The sequence below is a fragment of the Telluria sp. RT2P19 genome (assembly GCF_059685725.1).
The window spans coordinates 124,847-143,440 of record NZ_JCASIL010000007.1; the positions used below are offsets into that span (position 1 = coordinate 124,847).

At 66.3% G+C, this 18,594-nt stretch carries 17 protein-coding genes; 4 read left to right on the top strand and 13 right to left on the bottom strand.

What is annotated here, in order from left to right:
* The first annotated feature begins 16 nt into the window (after positions 1–16).
* A complete protein-coding gene (locus tag AC56KW_RS11180) occupies positions 17–622 on the top strand; it encodes a trimeric intracellular cation channel family protein (protein ID WP_497170806.1) in 606 nt (201 codons plus the stop codon).
* 224 nt (positions 623–846) lie between these two features.
* On the opposite strand, the gene AC56KW_RS11185 is transcribed toward AC56KW_RS11180, so the two are convergent.
* Both AC56KW_RS11185 and AC56KW_RS11190 read right to left on the bottom strand, forming a co-directional pair.
* Positions 847–1,185, bottom strand: coding sequence for a P-II family nitrogen regulator (locus AC56KW_RS11185; RefSeq protein ID WP_005669566.1), 339 nt, complete (start codon positions 1,183–1,185; stop codon positions 847–849).
* Between the two features lie 25 nt (positions 1,186–1,210).
* On the bottom strand, positions 1,211–3,271 hold the full coding sequence (locus tag AC56KW_RS11190) for an NAD(+) synthase (protein WP_497170807.1): 2,061 nt from the start codon (positions 3,269–3,271) through the stop codon (positions 1,211–1,213).
* An 85-nt stretch (positions 3,272–3,356) separates the two neighbouring features.
* On the opposite strand from AC56KW_RS11190, the gene AC56KW_RS11195 reads away from it, so the two are divergent.
* The gene (locus tag AC56KW_RS11195; RefSeq protein WP_497170808.1) at positions 3,357–4,505 is read left to right on the top strand and encodes a GNAT family N-acetyltransferase; all 1,149 of its coding nucleotides are present in this window, start codon (positions 3,357–3,359) and stop codon (positions 4,503–4,505) included.
* Between the two features lie 149 nt (positions 4,506–4,654).
* On the opposite strand, the gene AC56KW_RS11200 is transcribed toward AC56KW_RS11195, so the two are convergent.
* The 9 genes from AC56KW_RS11200 to AC56KW_RS11240 form a co-directional block, all read right to left on the bottom strand.
* Positions 4,655–4,783 (bottom strand): hypothetical protein, encoded by a 129-nt coding sequence (locus AC56KW_RS11200; RefSeq protein ID WP_497170809.1) that lies wholly within the window; start codon positions 4,781–4,783, stop codon positions 4,655–4,657.
* A 129-nt stretch (positions 4,784–4,912) separates the two neighbouring features.
* Positions 4,913–5,842, bottom strand: coding sequence for an ACP S-malonyltransferase (locus tag AC56KW_RS11205; protein ID WP_497170810.1), 930 nt, complete (start codon positions 5,840–5,842; stop codon positions 4,913–4,915).
* A gap of 1 nt (position 5,843) precedes the next feature.
* Positions 5,844–6,731, bottom strand: a complete 888-nt coding sequence (gene mdcB, locus AC56KW_RS11210) for a triphosphoribosyl-dephospho-CoA synthase MdcB (protein ID WP_497170811.1) — start codon at positions 6,729–6,731, stop codon at positions 5,844–5,846.
* Positions 6,719–7,399: a malonate decarboxylase holo-[acyl-carrier-protein] synthase gene (gene mdcG / locus AC56KW_RS11215; RefSeq protein WP_497170812.1), complete on the bottom strand. Its 681-nt coding sequence runs from the start codon at positions 7,397–7,399 to the stop codon at positions 6,719–6,721. The genes mdcB and mdcG overlap by 13 nt, the downstream gene beginning before the upstream one ends.
* Positions 7,383–8,099, bottom strand: coding sequence for a biotin-independent malonate decarboxylase subunit gamma (locus AC56KW_RS11220; RefSeq protein ID WP_497170813.1), 717 nt, complete (start codon positions 8,097–8,099; stop codon positions 7,383–7,385). The genes mdcG and AC56KW_RS11220 overlap by 17 nt, the downstream gene beginning before the upstream one ends.
* 2 nt (positions 8,100–8,101) lie before the next feature.
* Positions 8,102–9,007, bottom strand: a complete 906-nt coding sequence (locus tag AC56KW_RS11225; protein ID WP_497170814.1) for a biotin-independent malonate decarboxylase subunit beta — start codon at positions 9,005–9,007, stop codon at positions 8,102–8,104.
* On the bottom strand, positions 9,004–9,318 hold the full coding sequence (gene mdcC / locus AC56KW_RS11230) for a malonate decarboxylase acyl carrier protein (protein ID WP_497170815.1): 315 nt from the start codon (positions 9,316–9,318) through the stop codon (positions 9,004–9,006). The genes AC56KW_RS11225 and mdcC overlap by 4 nt, the downstream gene beginning before the upstream one ends.
* Positions 9,319–9,350: 32 nt before the next feature.
* Complete coding sequence (gene mdcA, locus AC56KW_RS11235; RefSeq protein ID WP_497170816.1) at positions 9,351–11,018, bottom strand: malonate decarboxylase subunit alpha; 1,668 nt, start codon at positions 11,016–11,018, stop codon at positions 9,351–9,353.
* Positions 11,019–11,057: 39 nt separating this feature from the next.
* Positions 11,058–12,482, bottom strand: a complete 1,425-nt coding sequence (locus AC56KW_RS11240) for an SLC13 family permease (protein WP_497170817.1) — start codon at positions 12,480–12,482, stop codon at positions 11,058–11,060.
* A gap of 297 nt (positions 12,483–12,779) precedes the next feature.
* On the opposite strand from AC56KW_RS11240, the gene AC56KW_RS11245 reads away from it, so the two are divergent.
* Positions 12,780–13,757: an IS1595 family transposase gene (locus tag AC56KW_RS11245; RefSeq protein ID WP_497170818.1), complete on the top strand. Its 978-nt coding sequence runs from the start codon at positions 12,780–12,782 to the stop codon at positions 13,755–13,757.
* 278 nt (positions 13,758–14,035) lie between these two features.
* Here AC56KW_RS11245 and AC56KW_RS11250 read toward each other — a convergent pair whose 3' ends face one another.
* Positions 14,036–14,950 carry a LysR family transcriptional regulator gene (locus tag AC56KW_RS11250; protein ID WP_497170819.1) on the bottom strand — a complete coding sequence of 305 codons (915 nt, stop codon included), beginning with the start codon at positions 14,948–14,950 and terminating at the stop codon, positions 14,036–14,038.
* Positions 14,951–14,992: 42 nt separating this feature from the next.
* On the bottom strand, positions 14,993–15,919 hold the full coding sequence (locus tag AC56KW_RS11255; protein ID WP_497170820.1) for a LysR family transcriptional regulator: 927 nt from the start codon (positions 15,917–15,919) through the stop codon (positions 14,993–14,995).
* A gap of 273 nt (positions 15,920–16,192) precedes the next feature.
* Here AC56KW_RS11255 and AC56KW_RS11260 point away from each other — a divergent pair, with 273 nt between their 5' ends.
* Positions 16,193–18,475 (top strand): TonB-dependent receptor, encoded by a 2,283-nt coding sequence (locus AC56KW_RS11260; RefSeq protein ID WP_497170821.1) that lies wholly within the window; start codon positions 16,193–16,195, stop codon positions 18,473–18,475.
* The last annotated feature ends 119 nt before the right edge of the window (positions 18,476–18,594 follow it).

Here is an 18,594-nt window from a genome sequence, read left to right on the forward strand (position 1 = left end):
CGCTTCCCGCTGCTGCATGACCCTCATCAAGTTCATCGAAATCATGGCGATCCTGGTCGGCGCGTTTTCCGGCTTCATCGAGGCGCGACGCAAGCGCATGGACCTGGTCGGGGTGTTCACGGTGGCCTTCATCACCGCGTTCGGCGGCGGCACCCTGCGCGACATCCTGCTCGACAAGCGCCCGCTGTTCTGGGTCACGCACCAGGAATACGCGATCGCGATCTTCGTGCTGGCCCTGGTGGCCTCGCCCCTGATCCGCACGCTGCGCCAGATCGTGTCCGAACGCCTGATCGTGATCGCCGATGCGGTGGGATTGGGACTGTTCTCGATCGCGGGGACGTCGGCCGCGCTGGCGGCCGACATGCCGATCTTTATCGCCTCGATGATGGGTGTGATCACCGGGATCTTCGGCGGCGTGCTGCGCGATATCGTGTGCAACGAGGTGCCGATGGTGTTCAGGGATGGCAAACCGTATGCGATCTGCGCCTTCTTGGGCAACTGGCTGTTCCTCTTGATGGGCAAATACGGCGTGGCGCACGATTTTGCCCTGTGGTCGAGCTGCCTGTTCATCAGCGGCTTGCGGCTGCTGACCTGGAAGTTCGATATGCGGATGGGGCGCTGAACCACGCGCCCGCGGCTGCAATATACCCGTGCAGACCTGCCCTCCCTGCCGCGAAGCGTGCAGCACCGCGGTGTGCCGGGCGCGAAGCATACGTTGGTTAGTTACAAATTTTTATGCTTGGACCAGCGTATTAGCGTCGTTCCAGCGTTATGCCGGGAAGAGATCGGACCGTCGCGCCCCCCCCTCTTGCCCGGCGTTCATCGCAGCCGCGATTAAAACCGCACTTACACGGCGTCCGCGCCGGTTTCGCCGGTACGGATACGGATCACCTGCTCCACGTTCTGCACGAAGATCTTGCCATCGCCGATCTTGCCGGTACGCGCGGCCTTGATGATGGCGTCGACCACCTGTTCGGCCATCGGATCGTCCACTACCACCTCGATCTTCACCTTCGGCAGGAAGTCGACCACGTACTCGGCGCCGCGATACAGCTCGGTATGGCCTTTCTGGCGGCCGAAGCCCTTCACTTCGGTCACCGTCAGGCCGGTCACGTTCACTTCGGCCAGCGCTTCGCGCACCTCGTCGAGCTTGAACGGCTTGATCACGCAGGTAATCTGTTTCATGGTGTTGGTCCTTTCACATACCAAGTTAATCGGGAATATTCGCCAGGTCGTCCAGCCACACGGTGGCCTCGGAATCGGACGGGGCGCGCCAGTCGCCGCGCGGCGACAGCGAGCCGCCATTGCCGACCTTCGGCCCATTCGGTACGCAGGAGCGCTTGAACTGGCTGGTCTTGAAAAAGCGGAACAGGAAAATCGACAGGTTACGCTTGATGTCTTTCATCTCGTACTGGTTGCGGGTGCCCAGCGCTTCGGGCCAGCGGCCAAGTTCGCGGTCTCGCCAGGCCGAATAGGCCAGGTAAGCGACCTTGCTCGGCTTGTAGCCATAGCGCAGCGTATAGAACAGGTTGAAATCCTGCAGCTCGTAGGGGCCGATCCTGTCCTGCGTACTCTGGGCAGGCCTGTCGTCGTTTCCTCCCCCTTGGGGGCCGCCCGGCACCAGTTCGGGGCTGATCTCGGTATCGAGGATGTCGAGCAAAACCTGTGCGTCGCCGCCGACGACCGCGCCGGTCTCGGCCACCCAGCGCACCAGGTAGGAAATCAGCGTCTTGGGCACGCTGGCGTTGACGTTGTAGTGCGACATATGGTCGCCCACGCCGTAGGTGCACCAGCCGAGCGCCAGCTCGGACAGGTCGCCGGTGCCGATCACGATCCCGTTATGGAAGTTCGCCAGCCGGAACAGGTGGTTGGTACGCTCGCCCGCCTGTACGTTTTCGAACGTGATGTCGTACTCGGCCTTGCCCTCCACGTAGGGGTGGCCCAGGTCCTTCAGCATCTGGATGCAGCTGGGGCGGATGTCGATCTCTTGCGCGCTGCAGCCGACCGCCGCCATCAGGTCGCGCGCCTGCTTGAGCGTGCGCCCGCTGGTGGCGAAACCCGGCATCGTATAGGCCAGGATATTGGTGCGCGGCAGGCCGAGACGGTCCATGGCCTTGGCGCATACCAGCAGCGCGTGGGTCGAATCGAGGCCGCCCGAGACGCCGATCACCACCTTCTGGATGCCGCTCGAGGACAGGCGCTGGATCAGGGCCTGTACCTGGATATTGTAGACTTCAAGGCAGCGCTCGTCGCGCCGCGCGGCGTCGGCCGGCACATAAGGGAAACGCTCGATAGTGCGCGCCAGCGGCAAGGTGCGCTCGAGCGGCAGGGCGAGCTCGAAGCCGATGACGCGGAAGTTCGATACCTCGTTGGCATGGCGCCGCACCGACTGGGCGAAGGTGGTCGCCTTCATGCGCTCGGTCGACAGGCGGTCGAGGTCGACGTCGGCATAGATGATGTGCGAGTCGTCGCTGAAGCGCTCGGACTCGGCCAGCAGCTCGCCCTTTTCGTAGATGAGCGACTGGCCATCCCACGCCATGTCGGTGGTCGATTCGCCGCGGCCGGCCGAGGTGTACAGGTAGGCCGCCATGCAGCGCGCCGACTGCTGTGCGACCAACTGGTGGCGGTAGCCGCTCTTGCCCACCACGACATTCGAGGCCGACAGGTTGACCAGCACCGTGGCGCCGGCCATGGCGGCGAACGAGGACGGCGGCACCGGCACCCAGACGTCCTCGCAGATCTCGACGTGGAAGCGCAGCAGCGGCAGGTTGGCGACCTCGAACAGGAGGTTCGGACCGAACGGCGCCAGCGCGCCGAACAGCTCGATCTGGTCGACCGCCGCGCAATCCGCGGGCGTGAACTGCCGGGATTCGTAAAACTCGCCATAATTAGGCAGGAAACTCTTTGGCACCACGCCCAGCACCCTGCCGTTGGCGACCACGACGCCGCAATTGAACAGCATGTGGTTGACCCGCAGCGGCATGCCGATGACCATGGCCAGCGACAGTGTCCTCGATGCTTCCACGATGGCCGCCAGGCCCTCGAGGCAAGCGTCGAGCAGCGCACGCTGGTGGAACAGGTCGTCGCAGGTGTAGGCCGATAGGCCCAACTCGGGGAAGGCGATCAGGGCGGCGCCCTGGGCGTCGGCCTGGCGCGCGAGCACGATGGTCTGCTCGACGTTGTAGGCCGGATCGGCGATGCGCACGCGCGGAATGGCCACCGCGACGCGGGCGAAGTGGTGCGAATAGAGGTTAAAGAATCGGCTGTTCATGGATGGTCTTTCGCGTTGTGGTCAGCGCAGGTTAACCGGGATGACGATCCCCTGGCGCAAGCCACTCTTCTCTCAAATGGAAGTCATGTTGAACGCAACTATTAATTATCGCACGCATATCGTTTCCGATCTTTCCGAAGTCGGCCAGGGCCCGTGGGACGCGCTGGTCCAGGCCCAGCCGGCGCCGTTCCTGTCGTATGCCTTCCTGCATGCGCTGCACGCGTCCGGCAGCGCCTCGCCCGAGACCGGCTGGCAGCCGCAATTCCTGCTGCTGTACGACGACGAGGACGCGCTGGCGGCCGCCCTGCCCCTGTACGTCAAAGGCCATTCGTATGGCGAGTACGTGTTCGACTGGGCCTGGGCCGACGCCTACGGGCGCCATGGACTCGACTACTACCCGAAGCTCTTGTGCGCCATCCCGTTCACGCCCGTCGCGGGCGGGCGCCTGCTGGCGCGCGACGCGCCGGCGCGCGCGGCGCTGGTCGACGTGCTGCGCGCCACCCAGCAGGCGACCGAGGTGTCGTCCACCCACGTGCTGTTCCCGCCCGAAGAAGAAGCCTCGCTGCTGCGCGACGCCGGCTTCCTGCTGCGCAGCGGCGTCCAGTTCCACTGGCTGAACCAGGGCTACCGCAGTTTCGACGACTTCCTGGCGACGCTCGAACAAAAGAAACGCAAGAACATCCGCGCCGAGCGGCGCAAGGTGATGGAAGCCGGGGTGAGCATGCGCCGGGTGCGCGGGGCCGAGGCGACGCGCGAGGATTGGGTGCTGTTCAACCGGTGCTACCGCAACACCTATCGCGAGCACCATTCGACGCCCTACCTCAACCTCGATTTCTTCCTGCGTATCGGCGCGACGATGCCGGAGAATATCCTGCTCGTGGTCGCCGAGAAGGATGGGCGGGCGATCGCCGCCTCGCTCGTGATCCACGACCGGGACACGCTGTATGGCCGCTACTGGGGCGCGCTCGAGCACGTGGCGTGCCTGCACTTCGAGGCCGCCTACTATCAACCGCTGGAGTTCTGCATCGAGCAGGGCATCGCGACCTTCGAGGGCGGCGCCCAGGGCGAGCACAAGATGGCGCGCGGCTTCCTGCCGACCCGCACCTGGTCGGCGCACTGGCTGGCGCACCCGTCATTCGCCGATGCGGTCGAGCGCTTCCTGGAGCGCGAGGCGGGCGGGATCGATGATTATATGGATGAGTTGAACGAGCGCACCCCGTTCCGCGGGCGATAGCGAACGCACCGCACGCGACCGGACCGGGCCATGGCGAAGCAACACGTTTCATGCGGCCGATGCGCAACGCGTCCATGAAAAAAGGCTGGACCGCACGACGGTTCCAGCCTTCATTCAATCGCGCCGCAAGTGATGCGGCGTGGCGCGTTTCAGTTCCAACCGCCGGCGTTCGAGCGGTATTGCACCTGGTATGGCTTGGCGACTTCCGCTTGCTTGCGCAGGACACTCTGGGCGCGGCTGCCGGCGGCAGCGACGAGGGCATTGACGATCTTGTTCACGTTGGACTCCTTGATTGCACCGCCGACAATGGCGGGCCTACGATAACGACTGCTATACAACCGTTATATAGGCGACCCGGCCCAACTTCCAATTCCGAGTGGCAATATCAGACATCAGCTTGGTGAATATTAATCGAACTGCCTCCCTAGCCAGCTAATTACCCCATCGAGCGAGCGAAACTCGGATACCGAGCGGCAGGCGATCTGCGGGTGGCGCGATTGCAACATGCGCGCCAGTGCGGCGCCCGGTCCGAGCTCGAGCGCGACCGTCACGCCGGCTTCGGCGCAGGCATCCATGCACTCTTTCCAGCGTATGGGTTCAGCGATCTGGCGCGGCAGTTCGTGCATTGCTTGCCTGGCATCGTGGACCGGCACGGCCGCGATGCCGGACAGGACCGGGAAGGCCGGGGCCGACCAGCGCTGGTGTTCGAGCAGCGCCGCAAACGGCGCGACGGCGCCCTGCAGCAGCGGCGTATGGGAGGCCACGGCGACCGGCAGCACGGTGGCGCGCCCTCCGGCGGCCAGCGCCGCTGCGGCCAGCGCCTCGCCTTGCGCGGCGGGACCGCCGGCCACCAGCGCATCGTCGCCGGTGACGATCGCGGCGTGAAAGCCGAAACGCGCCAGCAGCGCATCCATGCTCCCATCCGGCATGCCGGACAGCGCGACCATTGTCTGCGCCGACCCACCGTCGAGACACGCATCCATCAGCCGCGCGCGCTCGATCGCGAGCTTGACCGCAGTACCCGGATCGAGCGCCCCGGCGACGCCATAGGCGGCCAACTCGCCGATGCTGTAGCCGGCGACCAGCGCGGGTTCGGGAATCGAAGTGCGCAGCGCCGTCCACGTCGCCAGCGTGGCCGCGACGATCGACGGCTGGGCGATGCGGTTGGCGAAGCGCGCCTCGCCCTCGACAAAAGCGCGCAGCAACGGACCAAGCGCCGGATCGCCGAACCAGTCGTCCAGCAGCCGGCTGGCGCCCGGGTCGAGGCGCGCAAGGTCGAACATGCCGGCATGCTGGGCGCCCTGCCCCGGGCACAGGATGGCGAGTCGGGCGGCCATGCTATTGCACAGTGGCTGCGTGCAGCAGGCAGGCAGCACCGAGCAGGTCGGCCGCGCCACCGGGCGACAGGCGGCTGGCGACGAAACTGCGGTGGCAGGCCAGCGCCCGCGCCTCCCAGTCAGGGCAGGCGCTGGCGCCGCGCGCGATAAAGGCGCGCGCCTGGCGCCTTACCGTCATGGCGCCATCGAGACCGCCGCGATGGAAGACATTGGTGTCGCTGATATGGGCCATCAGCGCAAACAGCGCATCGATTCGCGCCTCGCGCATCCCGCGGCCCGCCGCCAGGGTGCGGCGCAGCGCCGGCAGCCCGATATGGAAGACGGATGGGAAGCCGCGCGCACCCTCCTCGCGTGCGCCGCTGGCGGCGTAGCGCCGCAAGGCCTCGGCGCCGTGCGAACGCTCGCCGGCGTCGACGCTGTGCGCACCCAGCTCGCGGCCCCAGCACGCGCGCAGCAGAGTGTGCACTGCGTTTGCCGTCGGCGTCGTGCCGGTCGCATGGCAGCGCCCGAGCGCCGCGCACAGCATGCCGAGGCAAAAGATCGCGCCGCGATGGGTATTGATGCCACCGGTGGCGCGCAGCATGCGCGCTTCGGCCTCGATGCCGAGCCGCTTGAGCACGTGGAAGGGTGCATCGAGGATGCCGGCGTGCGTGATATCCAGAAAATAGCGGCGCAGCGCGAACATGCTGCGCAAGAAGGTCGCAGCCGTCATGTCGGCATGGCTGCCGTTGTCGACCAGCGAGACCAGGCCCGGCTTCGGATACAGCGCCAGTTCGGCGTACAGGCTGCGCACGGCCAGGCGCGCGATGCGCCTGGCAAAGGCGCTCTCGCCCTGTCTTGCCGGCCTGCGCGCCGCCGGCGTGGCTTGCAAGGCGATCAGTTCGTGCACGTCTCTTCCTCCAGCGTCGCAATCAGTTCTTCAGGCAGCACCAGCGCGATCCGCCGCAGCTCCTTGGTCAGCACGCGCGTACCGGGCGCCCCGGCATACGCCGCGCGCAGCTCCTTCCAGGCGACCGCGCGACCGTCGGGGAACACCACTTCGCCATCGAGCGGCAGGATGCCCGCGTGCCAGGCCAGCAGATCGAGCCCCTTCATGAGCTGGCGGCGGCTCGTGGGCTGCAGCAGCACGTCGATGTCGGAGTGCGGCGTCAGGTAGTACTGGCCGGTCAGCGCGGCCAGCGCCACCGAACCGTAGACCGCCAGGCCCACGCCGGCTTCGGCAGCCTGGCGCTCGAGCAGCGCCAGGCTGTCGCGCCACTGCCCCGGCACCGCGTCCAGCGCCGCGACCAGCGGCAAGGCGCGCGTGCGGCGGCCGATCTCGGACAATTCGACCCGGCAGCCGACCTTCAGCTTGCCGCCATCCTCGGGCCGCGGCGGCAGCGGAAAGCCGATCGCCACCTCGTTGGCTGCCTGCTCGAGCTCGGCACGCCGCACGACGGCGGGCCAGCCGCTGTCGCGCCAGCGGTCGAGCGCGGCCAGCGCCTGCTCGGGCGCGCTGGCGCGCACGCGCTGCCAGCCGCGATTCGTCAGCCAGACCAGGTCATGCCGCGCGAACATGGCCACCGGCCCTCACCGCGTGCGCCACCGGCTGCGCCAGCAAGCGTCCACCGCGCGCCAGGCCCAGCGCCATGCGCTGATCTTCATCGCGGGCGTCACCCAGCGCGCGCACCAGTTGCCCTGCCAGGTCGCCTTCCCAGATGCCGTGCAGGCCGCCCATGCGCAGGTAATTCTCGGGCCCTGGCGCGAACACCGGGTTGTCCCTGGCCAGCTCGGTCAGGCGTTCCTCGGGCACCTTGGTGATGCGCGCCATCGCCGGCAGGCCCATCACGCGGATGGTCGACTGCGGCAGCGCGTAGCAGGCGCTCGCGATCAGGCCACTGGTGATGAAGCCGCCCGACAACGCCTGGTCGTATACCAGGCCGATCACCGTATGTCCCTGGCGGCGCGCCAGGTCGACGCACTTGCCCAGGTGGGCCATATAGCTGTTGATCCCCAACATCTCGTCGCGGTGGCGCAGGCGCTGGCCTTGCGTATCGACCAGGATCAGGATCGGGCGCCCCGGATGCTCCTGTACCGTTTTCAGGATCGCCTGGGCCTGGGCCAGCGCGATCTCGATGCCGATCGGCGTGTGGCCGGTGGTGCCGATCACGGCCACCGGCTGGCCGTCGACCTGCGCCGTGCCCGACAAAAAATTGTCGCGTTCGACGATCTCGTGACCGCCGGGGAAAAGCTGTGTTGCCACTGACTGCCAATCCATCTTCAATCTCCCAGGTCGATCGTGGCGCGGTGCGGCGCCGCCATAGCAAGAAATTCGTCGGCCTCCAGCATCGGCACCCTGGCCGGCTCGGGCACGCCAAGCTTCTTCCACACGTCCATCGGCTCGGCCAGGCCCTCGGTGTCCGACAGGCGCCGCGCCAGCATGGCCTGCTCGGCCAGCAGCCAATCGAGCGTCAGGCGCACTTCGCCGCCACGCGCTTGTACGATGGCGTCGATGGCGGCCTGGCGGAAAGCGTCCGGCTCGTCCGCCACCAGCACCTGGCAATCGCCCAGCAGGTAGCGGTGCTTGCCGCCCGTGGTGCGCCAGACCAGCGCGCGGTCGCGCGAGTCGAATTCTTCGACGCCGTTGGCGGTCTCGATCACCTCGGGGCCGGACATGGCGAGCCGCCCTTCTTCGGACATGATGACGGTATTGGCGCAGCGCGCCGCGATGCCCATGCCGCCAAAGCAGCCGTTGGCGCCGCCCACCACCGCCACCACCGGGATGCCGGCGGCGCGCACGTCGAGCATGGCGCGCATCACTTCGGACACCGCGATCAGGCCGGCGTTGGCTTCATGCAGGCGCACGCCGCCCGACTCCAGCAACAGCAGCACCGCGTGCGCGTCTTCGTCGATCGCGCGGCGCAGCATGCCCACCAGCTTGGCGCCGTGGACCTCGCCCACCGCGCCGCCCATGAAGCCGCCCTCCTGCGCGGCGCCGAACACCAGTTTGCCATCGAGCTTGCCGCGGCCGACGACGACGCCGTCGTCGAACGACACCGGCGCGTCGAGCTGGGCCAGGTGCGGGCTCGCCACCCGTTCGCTCGGCGGCAGGATTTCCTCGAAACTGCCGGCGTCGAAGATGGCCGGGATGCGCTGGCGCGCCGTCAATTCCTGGTAGCTGCTCATACTGGACCTCCGGTGAGCGACTCGACCGCCTGGTCCAGCCGCAGGCTGACCACGGCCGGCGTGGCGCCCATGTCGTTGATGCTGATGCGCGCGTCGGCGAGACTCCAGCGATCATGAAAATCGGCCATCACGGCCTGCCAGGTGGCGCCGAAGCCCACGGCCGCGGTGCGCACCTCGATCTCGCACGCGCCTTGCAATGGCGACGGCTCGATCAATACTTCGAGATTGCCCGAGCCGACCACGCCGACCAGTTGCGGCATGCCGGCCAGCGAGCGTTTGCCCTGCTCGAAACGGTATTTCAACGTTTCCATATGATGTCCTTGTTGACCTTGGATGGCCCCTGTTACCAGTTCCTGAAGCGCTTCGGCGGGTCGTACAGGCCGCCGGAGGCGCGCACCAGGCCCTTCATGTTCTTGGCGGCCAGCAGGTCGCGGGTCGCCATGCGCTTGTCGATGCCGAGATCCTCGGGCCGCTGGATGATGCCGCGGTCGCGCAGATTCTCGACCATGCGCCGGTCGCGGCCCATGCCCACCGGCGTATAGCCGGCCACGCCGCGGATCGCCTGTTCTCGTTCTTCCTCGCCACGGCACAGCAGCAGGTTGGCGATACCTTCCTCGGTCAGGATGTGGGTGACGTCGTCGCCATAGATCATCACCGGCGGGATCGCCATATTGGCCTGTTCGGCCAGCTGCCAGGCGTCGAGTTTTTCGACGAAAGCCGGCGCCATGTGCTCGCGGAAGGTCTCGACCATCTGCACCACCAGCTTTTGCCCGCGCGGGATCACATTGCGGCCCGCGCGGGCCTGTTCGCCGGCCTTGAGCCAGGCCTTACTGGGGTGACGGCGGCCGCGCGCGTCGGCGCCCATGTTCGGCGCGCCGCCGAAGCCGGCGATGCGGCCCAGTGTCGCGGTCGACGAGTTGCCCTGCAAGTCGATCTGCAGGGTCGAGCCGATGAACATGTCGCAGGCGTAGTGGCCGGCCGCCTGGCTGAAGGCGCGGTTGCTGCGCATCGAGCCGTCGGGCCCGACGAAGAACACGTCCGGACGCGCGCTGATGTATTTCTCCATGCCCAGTTCGGAGCCGAAGGAATGCACGGATTCGACGAAGCCGGCCTCGATTGCCGGGATCAGGGCCGGGTGCGGGTTCAGCGCCCAGTGGCGCGCGATCTTGCCTTTCAGGCCGAGGTCGGCCGCGTAGGTCGGCAGCAGCAGCTCGATGGCGGCGGTGTCGAAGCCGATGCCGTGGTTCAGGCGCTCGATCTCGTACTCGGCATAGATGCCCTTGATCGCCATCATCGCCATCAAGACCTGGATCTCGGAAATCTGCGCCGGATCGCGTGTAAACAGCGGCTCGATGTAGTACGGGGTCGGCGACTGCACCACATAACCGACCCAGTCGCCGGGGATGTCGACCCGCGGAAGCTTGTCGACCACCTGGTTGACCTGGGCGATGACGATGCCGCTCTTGAACGCCGTGGCTTCGGCGATGGCCGGCGTGTCCTCGGTATTGGGACCGGTGTACAGATTGCCTTCGCGGTCGGCCATCTCGGCCGCCACCAGCGACACGCGCGGCGTCAGGTCGATGAAGTAACGCGCGAACAGCTCCAGATAGGTATGGATCGCGCCGATATCGAGCTTGCCGGTTTGCGCCAGCTTGGCCAGGCGGCCGGCTTGCGGGCCCGAGAATGAAAAGTCCAGCTTCGAGGCGATCCCCTTGTCGAACACGTCCAGGTGTTCGGGCAGCGACAGCACCGACAGCAGCATGTGCAGGTCGTGCACGCGGCTGGTGTCGACGCGGGTCAATGCCTTGCCAAGGAAGTCTGCCTGCTTCTGGTTGTTCCCCTCGAGGCAGACCCGGTCGCCCGGCTCGAGCACGGCATTGAGCAGGTCGACGATGTGCGCGGCCTGGACGATCTTGCCGTCCAGCGCCCCGCCGAGCGCCGCCTGGATCCGCGCCAGGCGCTCGCTGCGGTTGCGTTGCTGGGTAGTCCAGCGGCCTTCACTCTGATTCATACGATTTCCCGTTGTTGCAAATAATGTCGTTAGCTGCGCTCAGAACACCACGAACAGCACCCACAGCACGACCGGCGCCACCACGGTAACGATACCGCCATAAATCATCAGCTGTCGCAGGAACACGTCGCGGTCGATACCCTGGGCACTGGCCAGCACGAGCGCCCCGTTGGTCGAGAACGGGCTGACGTCGACGATGGTGGAAGCAACCGCCATGGCGGCGATGAAGCCGATCGCGTCGACGCCGCTGCCCGAGGCCAGGAACGGCACGGCCAGCGGGATCAGGGAACCGAGCACCGCGGTCGACGACGCGAACGCCGAGACGATCGCGCCGACGAACAGCAGCAGCAAGGCCACGGTCAGTGGCGAAGCGAGGCTGGCGGCGCTGTCGCCGACCCAGGTAATGGTGCCCATCTTCTGCATCACGCCGACATAGGTGGAAACACCGACGATCAGCATGATCTCGGGCCACGACACCTGGCCGATGGCGCGCTTTTGCACTTGCGGCGACAGGATCGAGATCAACAGGCCGATGGTGATGGCGACGAAGCCGATGTCGAGCTTGTAGAGCAGGGTCAGCACGGCCAGCGCGACCAGGCCGAACACGGTAAACATCTGGTGGAAGGTCGGGCCCTCGTTTAGATCGGTCACCGGATGGGCGGCGGCGCTGCCCGCGCCGCCGGCGCCGACGGCGCCGACGGCGGCAGTGGAACGCTCCTTGATCAGGCGTTCTTCGCTGGCCGACTCACTCTCGGCGTCGCCGTAGATCTGCGGACCCTGGGCCGCGACCGCCACCGGCGGCCCGAAAGGCGAGACCGGCAAGCCCCTGCCCGAACGCTCGGCCTGCGGCACCTGCTGGCGCATCAGCTTGGCGCCGCCGAACACGAAGAACAGCAGCACCGACACCGCCAGGTTGACGCCCAGGCTGGTGAAGGCGGTCGTCAGCGGCGAGATCGGCAGCCCCGCCTCCATCACGACCTTGTTGGTGATGCCCCCGTAGATGCTGATCGGCGAGAAACCGCCGCCCTGGGCGCCGTGGATCACCAGGAGGCCCATCATGAGGGGATTGATCTTGTACTTCGCGGCAAAACCGAGCGCGATCGGGGCGATGATCGCCACCGCCGCCGGGCTGACGGCGCCAACCGAAGTGAGCAAGGCGGTGATCGCGAACATGACCCAGGGGATGGCCGCGATGCGTCCGCCGACGGCGCGCACCGAGAGCCGCACCAGCCAGTCGATCGTGCCGTTGTTCTGGGCCTGGGCGAACAGGAAGGTAATGCCGACCAGGGTCAGGAACAGCTCGGCCGGATAGCCTGACATGATGGCCTTGGTTTCCATGCCGGCGACCAGGGTCCCGACGAGGAAGGCGCCGACGAAGGCGATGACACCCATATTGATGGGCATGGCGGTAGCGATGATGAACATCAACGCAAGCACGCAGATGGCAATGACATGAGAGGACACGGCGAGGCTCCTGCAAGATGCGGCGCCGGCTCCAACCGGTGATGCCGCGGGGTGGTACGTCTCCAATACATGTTCCCGCGCTGTCCGCCAACATCACGCCTGGCGGCGGGCCGGGCCATGCTCTTGATTGTGTATTTGTGATACTAAGGTAGCCCTGATCGCAGCCGAGATCAATTACGCTCGCCTGGAGACGTTTACTGTCAGCGGAAGTTTGGGCGCTGTTCGCGTTAGTTATGCGAACCTTTCCCATTCGCGCCGGTCTCAGCCACTGTCGAGTTAACTCATCAGGTGGCAGTGATGCAAGGCTTGGTCTTCGAAGAAGTATTTGCCGCGCTGACGTCCCTGCACCTGCATACCGACGAGGTGGCCAGGCTGCGCGCCTGGATCGCGGCCATTGCCCACCCTGGCGAGTGCCTCCACCTCATCGCCCAGGCGGCGGCCACGCCATGCTGCCCGCATTGCCAATGTCCCCGTGTCCATCGGTGCGGTGCGGCCAGCGGCCTGCAGCGCTGGCGCTGCCTGGCTTGCCGGCGCAGCTTCAATGCGCTGACGAACACGCCGCTGGCGCGCCTGCGTAAAAAGGCCGCCTGGCTACCGTACCTGCAATGCGTGCTCGACTCGCGCACGGTCCGCGCAGCAGCCGAGCTCGTCGGCGTGCACCGCAGCACCAGCTTTCGCTGGCGCCACCGTTTCGTGCCGGGGGCGGCGCGCAAGCGTCCAGATCGCCTTGAGGGCATGGTCGAGGCGGACGAAACGTTTATGCTCGAATCGCAGAAGGGCTCGCGCCACCTGACGCGTCCCGCGCGGCGGCGCGGCGGCGTGGCCAGGCGGCGCGGCATCAGCGGCGAACACGAGTGCCTGCTCGTTGCACGCGACCGGGGCCGGCGGACACTGGACTTTCATACTGGCTGCGGGCCGGTCAGCGCCGTCAAGCTCGCGGCCTGCCTGCGGCCGGTGCTGGCGCCGGACGCGGTGTTGATCAGCGATTCGGCGGCCGCTTACCGGGTCTTCGCCGCCGGCGCCGGTATCGCGCACGAGGCGGTCAACCTGCGCGCCGGGATCAAGGCCCGCGGCGCGATCCACCTCAATAACGTCAATAGCTGGCATGCCCGCTTCAAGACCTGGATCAAGCGTTTCAATGGCATCGCCAGTCGCTACCTGGTGAACTATTCGGGCTGGCAGCGCTTCCTGGATGACGGCGCTTTGCGTACACCAGCGCAATTGCTCGCCGCAATCATCCAGTGCGCAACGTGCCGTCGGAAAGAAACGAATTAACGCGCACAGCGCCGAAGTTGTGGGCGTCTGGCGAGGCGACAGGCAGCCCACGTCCGACCTTGTATTGTTTCTGTTCTTTAGTTCCTGTATGAACGGAAGTAACAGAAAATAATGAATCTCAGCGCGATCGAACCGACCTGCATTTTTCCTGGGGCGGCCGGGCTTTCCCACGATACACGGCGCCACCTTCCAGGACCGCGGCTGGCGCCGGCGAGGTGACAGCGCGAAGGCTTCGTGTTTCGCTATCCCGAGCTGGAGGGCGCGTTGCGCAGCGTGCGTTAAGGCGTGCGATGCTTCAGCATCCGGCACACCGCCGCCAGCGCCAAGAGGTTCGGGTCGCGCTCGCGCACCCGCAGGAAGCTCAGGCCGATGGTCTGCTGCATGTGGAAATCCGCTTTCAGGGGAATGAGCTGCACCTTCTCGCCGAAGGCGTTGCGCACCCGTCCCGGCAGCAAGGTATAGCCGATGCCGGCCGCGACCAGATTCATCAGCGAAAAGATGTCGCCCACGCGGGTGACGATGGCCGGCGTATAGCCGGCGATGCGGAAGGCTTCCTGGAAGCCGGTGAAGGTCACGAAGCCGTCTTTGAGGCACACGAATTTCTCGGCCGCGCACTGGCGCAGGTCGACTTCCTTCATTCCCGCATAGGGCGAGCCGGCCGGCGCGGCGAAGAACACGTCGTCCTCGAACAGCGGAATCGATTCGATGTCCGGATCGGGATCGGGAATCGCCATCAGCGCCGCGTCGATCGCGTTCTGCTTGAGCTTGTGCAGCAGTTCGGCGTTGGAGCCCAGCACGAGCTCGGTCTCGAGTTCCGGTTTCCTCAGCTTGATGCCGATGATGACTTCGGGGATGGCGCCGGTCGTCAAGGAATAAAGCGAGCCGATTTTCAGGTGGTCGGCCGAGTAGCCGGCCGCCGAGCGGGTGGCGGCGATCCCGTCGGCCATCAGCTTGACCACTTCGCGGCTCACCTCGGCCAGCACCTGGGCCGCCTCATTCGGGATCAGGTTGCGGCCCTGAAGGCTGAACAACTGGCAGCTCATGCCGTCTTCGAGCGAATGCAGCGCCCGGTGCACGCTCACCGCGCTGATGTCGAGCATGCGCGCGGCGGCGTTCAGGTTGCCGCCTTCCATATACGCCAGCAGGATCTCGAGTTTGCGGAAGGTGATGTCGTCGCTGATCTGGCTGCGCATGGGGGCCCTTGGTAAGTGAACTATGCGAGGATACCGCGCTCTTCAGTCCGGCGCCAATGCACCCTGCATGCCATCCTGGACAAAGAGGCCCGGCGAGCTGTCGGCATACTCGCGCAGCACGTTCCACACCACCTTCACCCGGCGCAGGCGGTACAGGTCGGTCGGCGCGGCCAGCCAGAACGAACGCTCGGCCGAGAAGCCCGGCAGCACCGGCACCAGCCGGCCGTCGTCCGGCACCGCATACGGCGGCGCCATCATCAGGCCCATGCCGAGCGATGCCGCCTCGATCTGCGCCGTCATGCCCGAACAGCACATGCGCCGGCGCGGCGTGAAACCGAGCTCGTTCAGGTAGGACAGCTCGCGGCTGGCCAGGCGGTCCTGCACATAGTCGACGAAGTCATGGCGCGCCAGGTCGGCCTGCTCGCGGATCGGCCGATGGCGCGCCAGGTAGTTCGGGGACGCATACAGGTAGAAGCGGAACGAAGCCAGGCGCGTGACCACGTAGCGGCCGGTAGTGGGCGGATCGAGCATCACACCCAGGTCGGCCTCGCGGTTGGCGAGATTGGCGAAGCGCGGCAGCGCCAGCAGGTCGATCTGCAGGTCGGGATGCTGGTCCAGCAGATCGACCAGGAGCGGCGCGACGACTTTCACACCGAATACCTCGGGCACCCCGAGCCGCACTACCCCATGGGCCGCGACCTCGGCGCCGCCGATCTGCTCGGCGGCCGCCAGCGCCGCGCCTTCCATCGCCTCGGCATGCGGCAGCAGGGCCAGGCCGACCTCGGTCAGCTCATAGCCTTCGCGCGAGCGGTCGAACAGCGTGGCGCCGAGCTGGGTCTCGAGGCGGTCGATGCGGCGGGCGACCGTCGTGTGCTCGACGTCGAGGCGACGCGAGGCGCCCGAGAGGGTACCGGCACGGGCCAACTCCAGGAAGAAGCGCAGGTCGGTCCACTCGGGCAGCGTATTCATGAGATCGCTTGTCAGATATCAAGATGACACATTGTGCACTCGTGCACATTCCTTCTGCAAGCAAATTACCGACAATGCCTGCGCTGATGCATAAATGGTGCAACGCGGCATCTGTGCCTAGGAAAGCTCACCACGCCGGCCGGTAAGCGGTCTGTGCATTAATGCACAACGGGGTGGGCGATCCTTGGCTATTCAACCACACTCGACCTTGGCACACTGGTTGGCATGCGCTCGATCGCACGCATGCCGATACCAAAAATGAGGAGACTTAGAATGCGCCTGACCAGGAAGAAAACGAAGCTGCTGAACCAGTCCGCCGCAGCGCTGCTGGCGCTGTCCGGCGGGACGATGGGCGTGGCCCAGGCCCAGGATGCGGCCGGCGCCCCAGCTGCTTCGGCCGAGGAATCCGTCTCGAAAGTGGTGGTCACCGCGCGCCGGCGCGAAGAGACCCTGCAGGACGTCCCGGTCTCGGTCACCGCGTTCAGCGCCGACCAGCTCTCCAAGCAGGCCGTGCCCGACGTCACCGCCCTGGCCCTGGCCCTGCCGAATACCACGCTCAAGGCGTCGCGCGCCACCAACAGCACCCTGACCGCCTTCATCCGCGGCGTCGGCCAGGCCGACCCGCTGGCCGGCTTCGAATCCGGCGTCGGCATCTATATCGACGACATCTACCTGGCACGCCCGCAGGCCGCCGTGGCCGACATCTACGACGTCGAGCGCATCGAGGTGCTGCGCGGCCCGCAAGGCACGCTGTATGGCCGCAACACCATCGGCGGCGCCGTCAAGTACGTCACCCGCAAGCTGGGACCGCAGCGTGACGTGCGCGTGCGCGCCACGGTCGGCGAATACGGCCAGAAGGAAGCCGTGGTCACCGCCAGCACGCCGCTGACCGACACCGCGCGCGTCGGCGCCACCTTCGCCCGCTTCAAGCGCGACGGCTTCGGCGACAACCTGTTCACCGGCAAGGGCAACTACGACAAGGACGTCACCGCCGGCCGCGTCTCGGCCGAGTTCACGCCCAGCCAGGACCTGTTCATCCGCTTGGCCGGCGACTTCACGCAAGACGATTCGAATCCCAAGAACGGCCACCGCCTGATCGTCGGCCGCACCAGCGGCGCGCCCATCCTCGAAGACGTGTTCGACACCCGCGGCAACCTGACGAAAGCGCTGGGCCACGACCAGGAAGTACGTTCCTATGGCGGCTCGGCCACCATCGAATACACGGTCAATGGCGAGTGGAGCGTCAAGTCGATCACGGCCGCGCGCCGCGACAAGTCGTATGCGCCGATCGACTTCGACGCCTTGCCCGTGGTCGACATGGAAGTGCCGGCGCTGTACACCAACCGCCAGTTCAGCCAGGAGCTGCAGGTCACTTACAACGGCCCGCGCCTGCAGGGCGTGGCCGGCGTCTACTACATGGACGCCAACGCCTTCAACAAGTTCGACACCATCCTGGCCGGCGCCGTGCCCACGTCCACCTACACGATGGGCGACATCGACACCAGGGCCTGGGCCGCCTACTTCGACGGCAGTTACAACCTGACCGACAGCGTGAGCCTGTCGCTGGGCGGGCGCTACACGGTGGACAAGCGCGAAGCCGACGTGCTGCGCCAGATCTACTTCGGCCTGGCCGGCACGCCCGACATGGGCAACCCGGGCGCGATCCTGTTCCGCACCGATACCGACCTGCGCGGCGGCGTACTCGAACGCGAAGACAAGAAGTTCACGCCGCGCGTGGCCGTCAACTGGAAGATGAACCCCGACCATAACGTGTACGCCTCGTATTCCGAAGGCTTCAAGGGCGGCGGCTTCGACCCGCGCCTGAACGTGGTCGGCACCCGCATTCCGCTGGAAACCGCGCGCGCCGGATATGAACCCGAGACCATCGAGACCTACGAGCTGGGCCTCAAGTCGGCCTTCAACGGCGGACGCATCACGACCAATGCCGCCCTGTTCTACAGCGATTACCAGGATGTGCAGATTCCGGGATCGGTGGCCATCGACACCAACGGCGACGGTCGCGACGACAGCTTCGCCGGCGTCACCACCAATGCCGGCAAGGCCAAGATCAAGGGCGCCGAACTGGAAGCGGTGGCCAACATCACGCCCAACCTCATGGTCGCCGGCATGTACAGCTACATCGACGCCGAGTACAAGGAATACATCGTGGCGGGCGTGAACGTGGCCGACCAGCGCACCTTCCAGAACACGCCCAAGAACTCGGCCAACCTGCGCGCCAACTACGACATACCGTTGCCGCTCATGGGCCACGGCGGCCGCGTGTCGCTGATCGGCAGCTGGTCGTACAAGGGCGCCACGGCGCAGTTCGAGACGCCTTCGATCCTGGACCAGGAGTCGTACCGGATCTGGGATGCCTCGATCGTCTGGACCCGCACCGACGGCAAGGTGCGCGCCGGCCTGCACGGCAAGAACCTGAACGACGTGCACTACAAGACCGCCGGCTACCTGTTCCCGACCCTGGGCAACGAGGGAACGCTCACCGCCTTCTATGGCAATCCGCGCACGGTGTCGGCCACGCTGGAACTGCGCTTCTAATAGCAGGCGCCAACTCGTCGTTTCTGCCACTGGCAGAAACGACTCCCCCGCGCAGGCGGGCCCCAATTTCTCAACCTAAGTCGCCAACCTCGCACTACCAGCACACTGACAGGAACCGC

What these genes read in the sequence shown, in the direction of transcription:
- AC56KW_RS11250 (WP_497170819.1), bottom strand. Translation starts at nt 14,950, where the DNA reads ATGCGCAGCCAGATCAGCGACGACATCACCTTCCGCAAACTCGAGATC.
- AC56KW_RS11245 (WP_497170818.1), top strand. Translation starts at nt 12,780, where the DNA reads ATGCAAGGCTTGGTCTTCGAAGAAGTATTTGCCGCGCTGACGTCCCTG.
- AC56KW_RS11205 (WP_497170810.1), bottom strand. Translation starts at nt 5,842, where the DNA reads ATGGCCGCCCGACTCGCCATCCTGTGCCCGGGGCAGGGCGCCCAGCAT.
- AC56KW_RS11195 (WP_497170808.1), top strand. Translation starts at nt 3,357, where the DNA reads ATGTTGAACGCAACTATTAATTATCGCACGCATATCGTTTCCGATCTT.
- AC56KW_RS11180 (WP_497170806.1), top strand. Translation starts at nt 17, where the DNA reads ATGACCCTCATCAAGTTCATCGAAATCATGGCGATCCTGGTCGGCGCG.
- AC56KW_RS11190 (WP_497170807.1), bottom strand. Translation starts at nt 3,271, where the DNA reads ATGAACAGCCGATTCTTTAACCTCTATTCGCACCACTTCGCCCGCGTC.
- mdcC (WP_497170815.1), bottom strand. Translation starts at nt 9,318, where the DNA reads ATGGAAACGTTGAAATACCGTTTCGAGCAGGGCAAACGCTCGCTGGCC.
- AC56KW_RS11225 (WP_497170814.1), bottom strand. Translation starts at nt 9,007, where the DNA reads ATGAGCAGCTACCAGGAATTGACGGCGCGCCAGCGCATCCCGGCCATC.
- mdcG (WP_497170812.1), bottom strand. Translation starts at nt 7,399, where the DNA reads ATGTTCGCGCGGCATGACCTGGTCTGGCTGACGAATCGCGGCTGGCAG.
- AC56KW_RS11260 (WP_497170821.1), top strand. Translation starts at nt 16,193, where the DNA reads ATGCGCCTGACCAGGAAGAAAACGAAGCTGCTGAACCAGTCCGCCGCA.
- AC56KW_RS11185 (WP_005669566.1), bottom strand. Translation starts at nt 1,185, where the DNA reads ATGAAACAGATTACCTGCGTGATCAAGCCGTTCAAGCTCGACGAGGTG.
- mdcA (WP_497170816.1), bottom strand. Translation starts at nt 11,018, where the DNA reads ATGAATCAGAGTGAAGGCCGCTGGACTACCCAGCAACGCAACCGCAGC.
- AC56KW_RS11255 (WP_497170820.1), bottom strand. Translation starts at nt 15,919, where the DNA reads ATGAATACGCTGCCCGAGTGGACCGACCTGCGCTTCTTCCTGGAGTTG.
- AC56KW_RS11220 (WP_497170813.1), bottom strand. Translation starts at nt 8,099, where the DNA reads ATGGATTGGCAGTCAGTGGCAACACAGCTTTTCCCCGGCGGTCACGAG.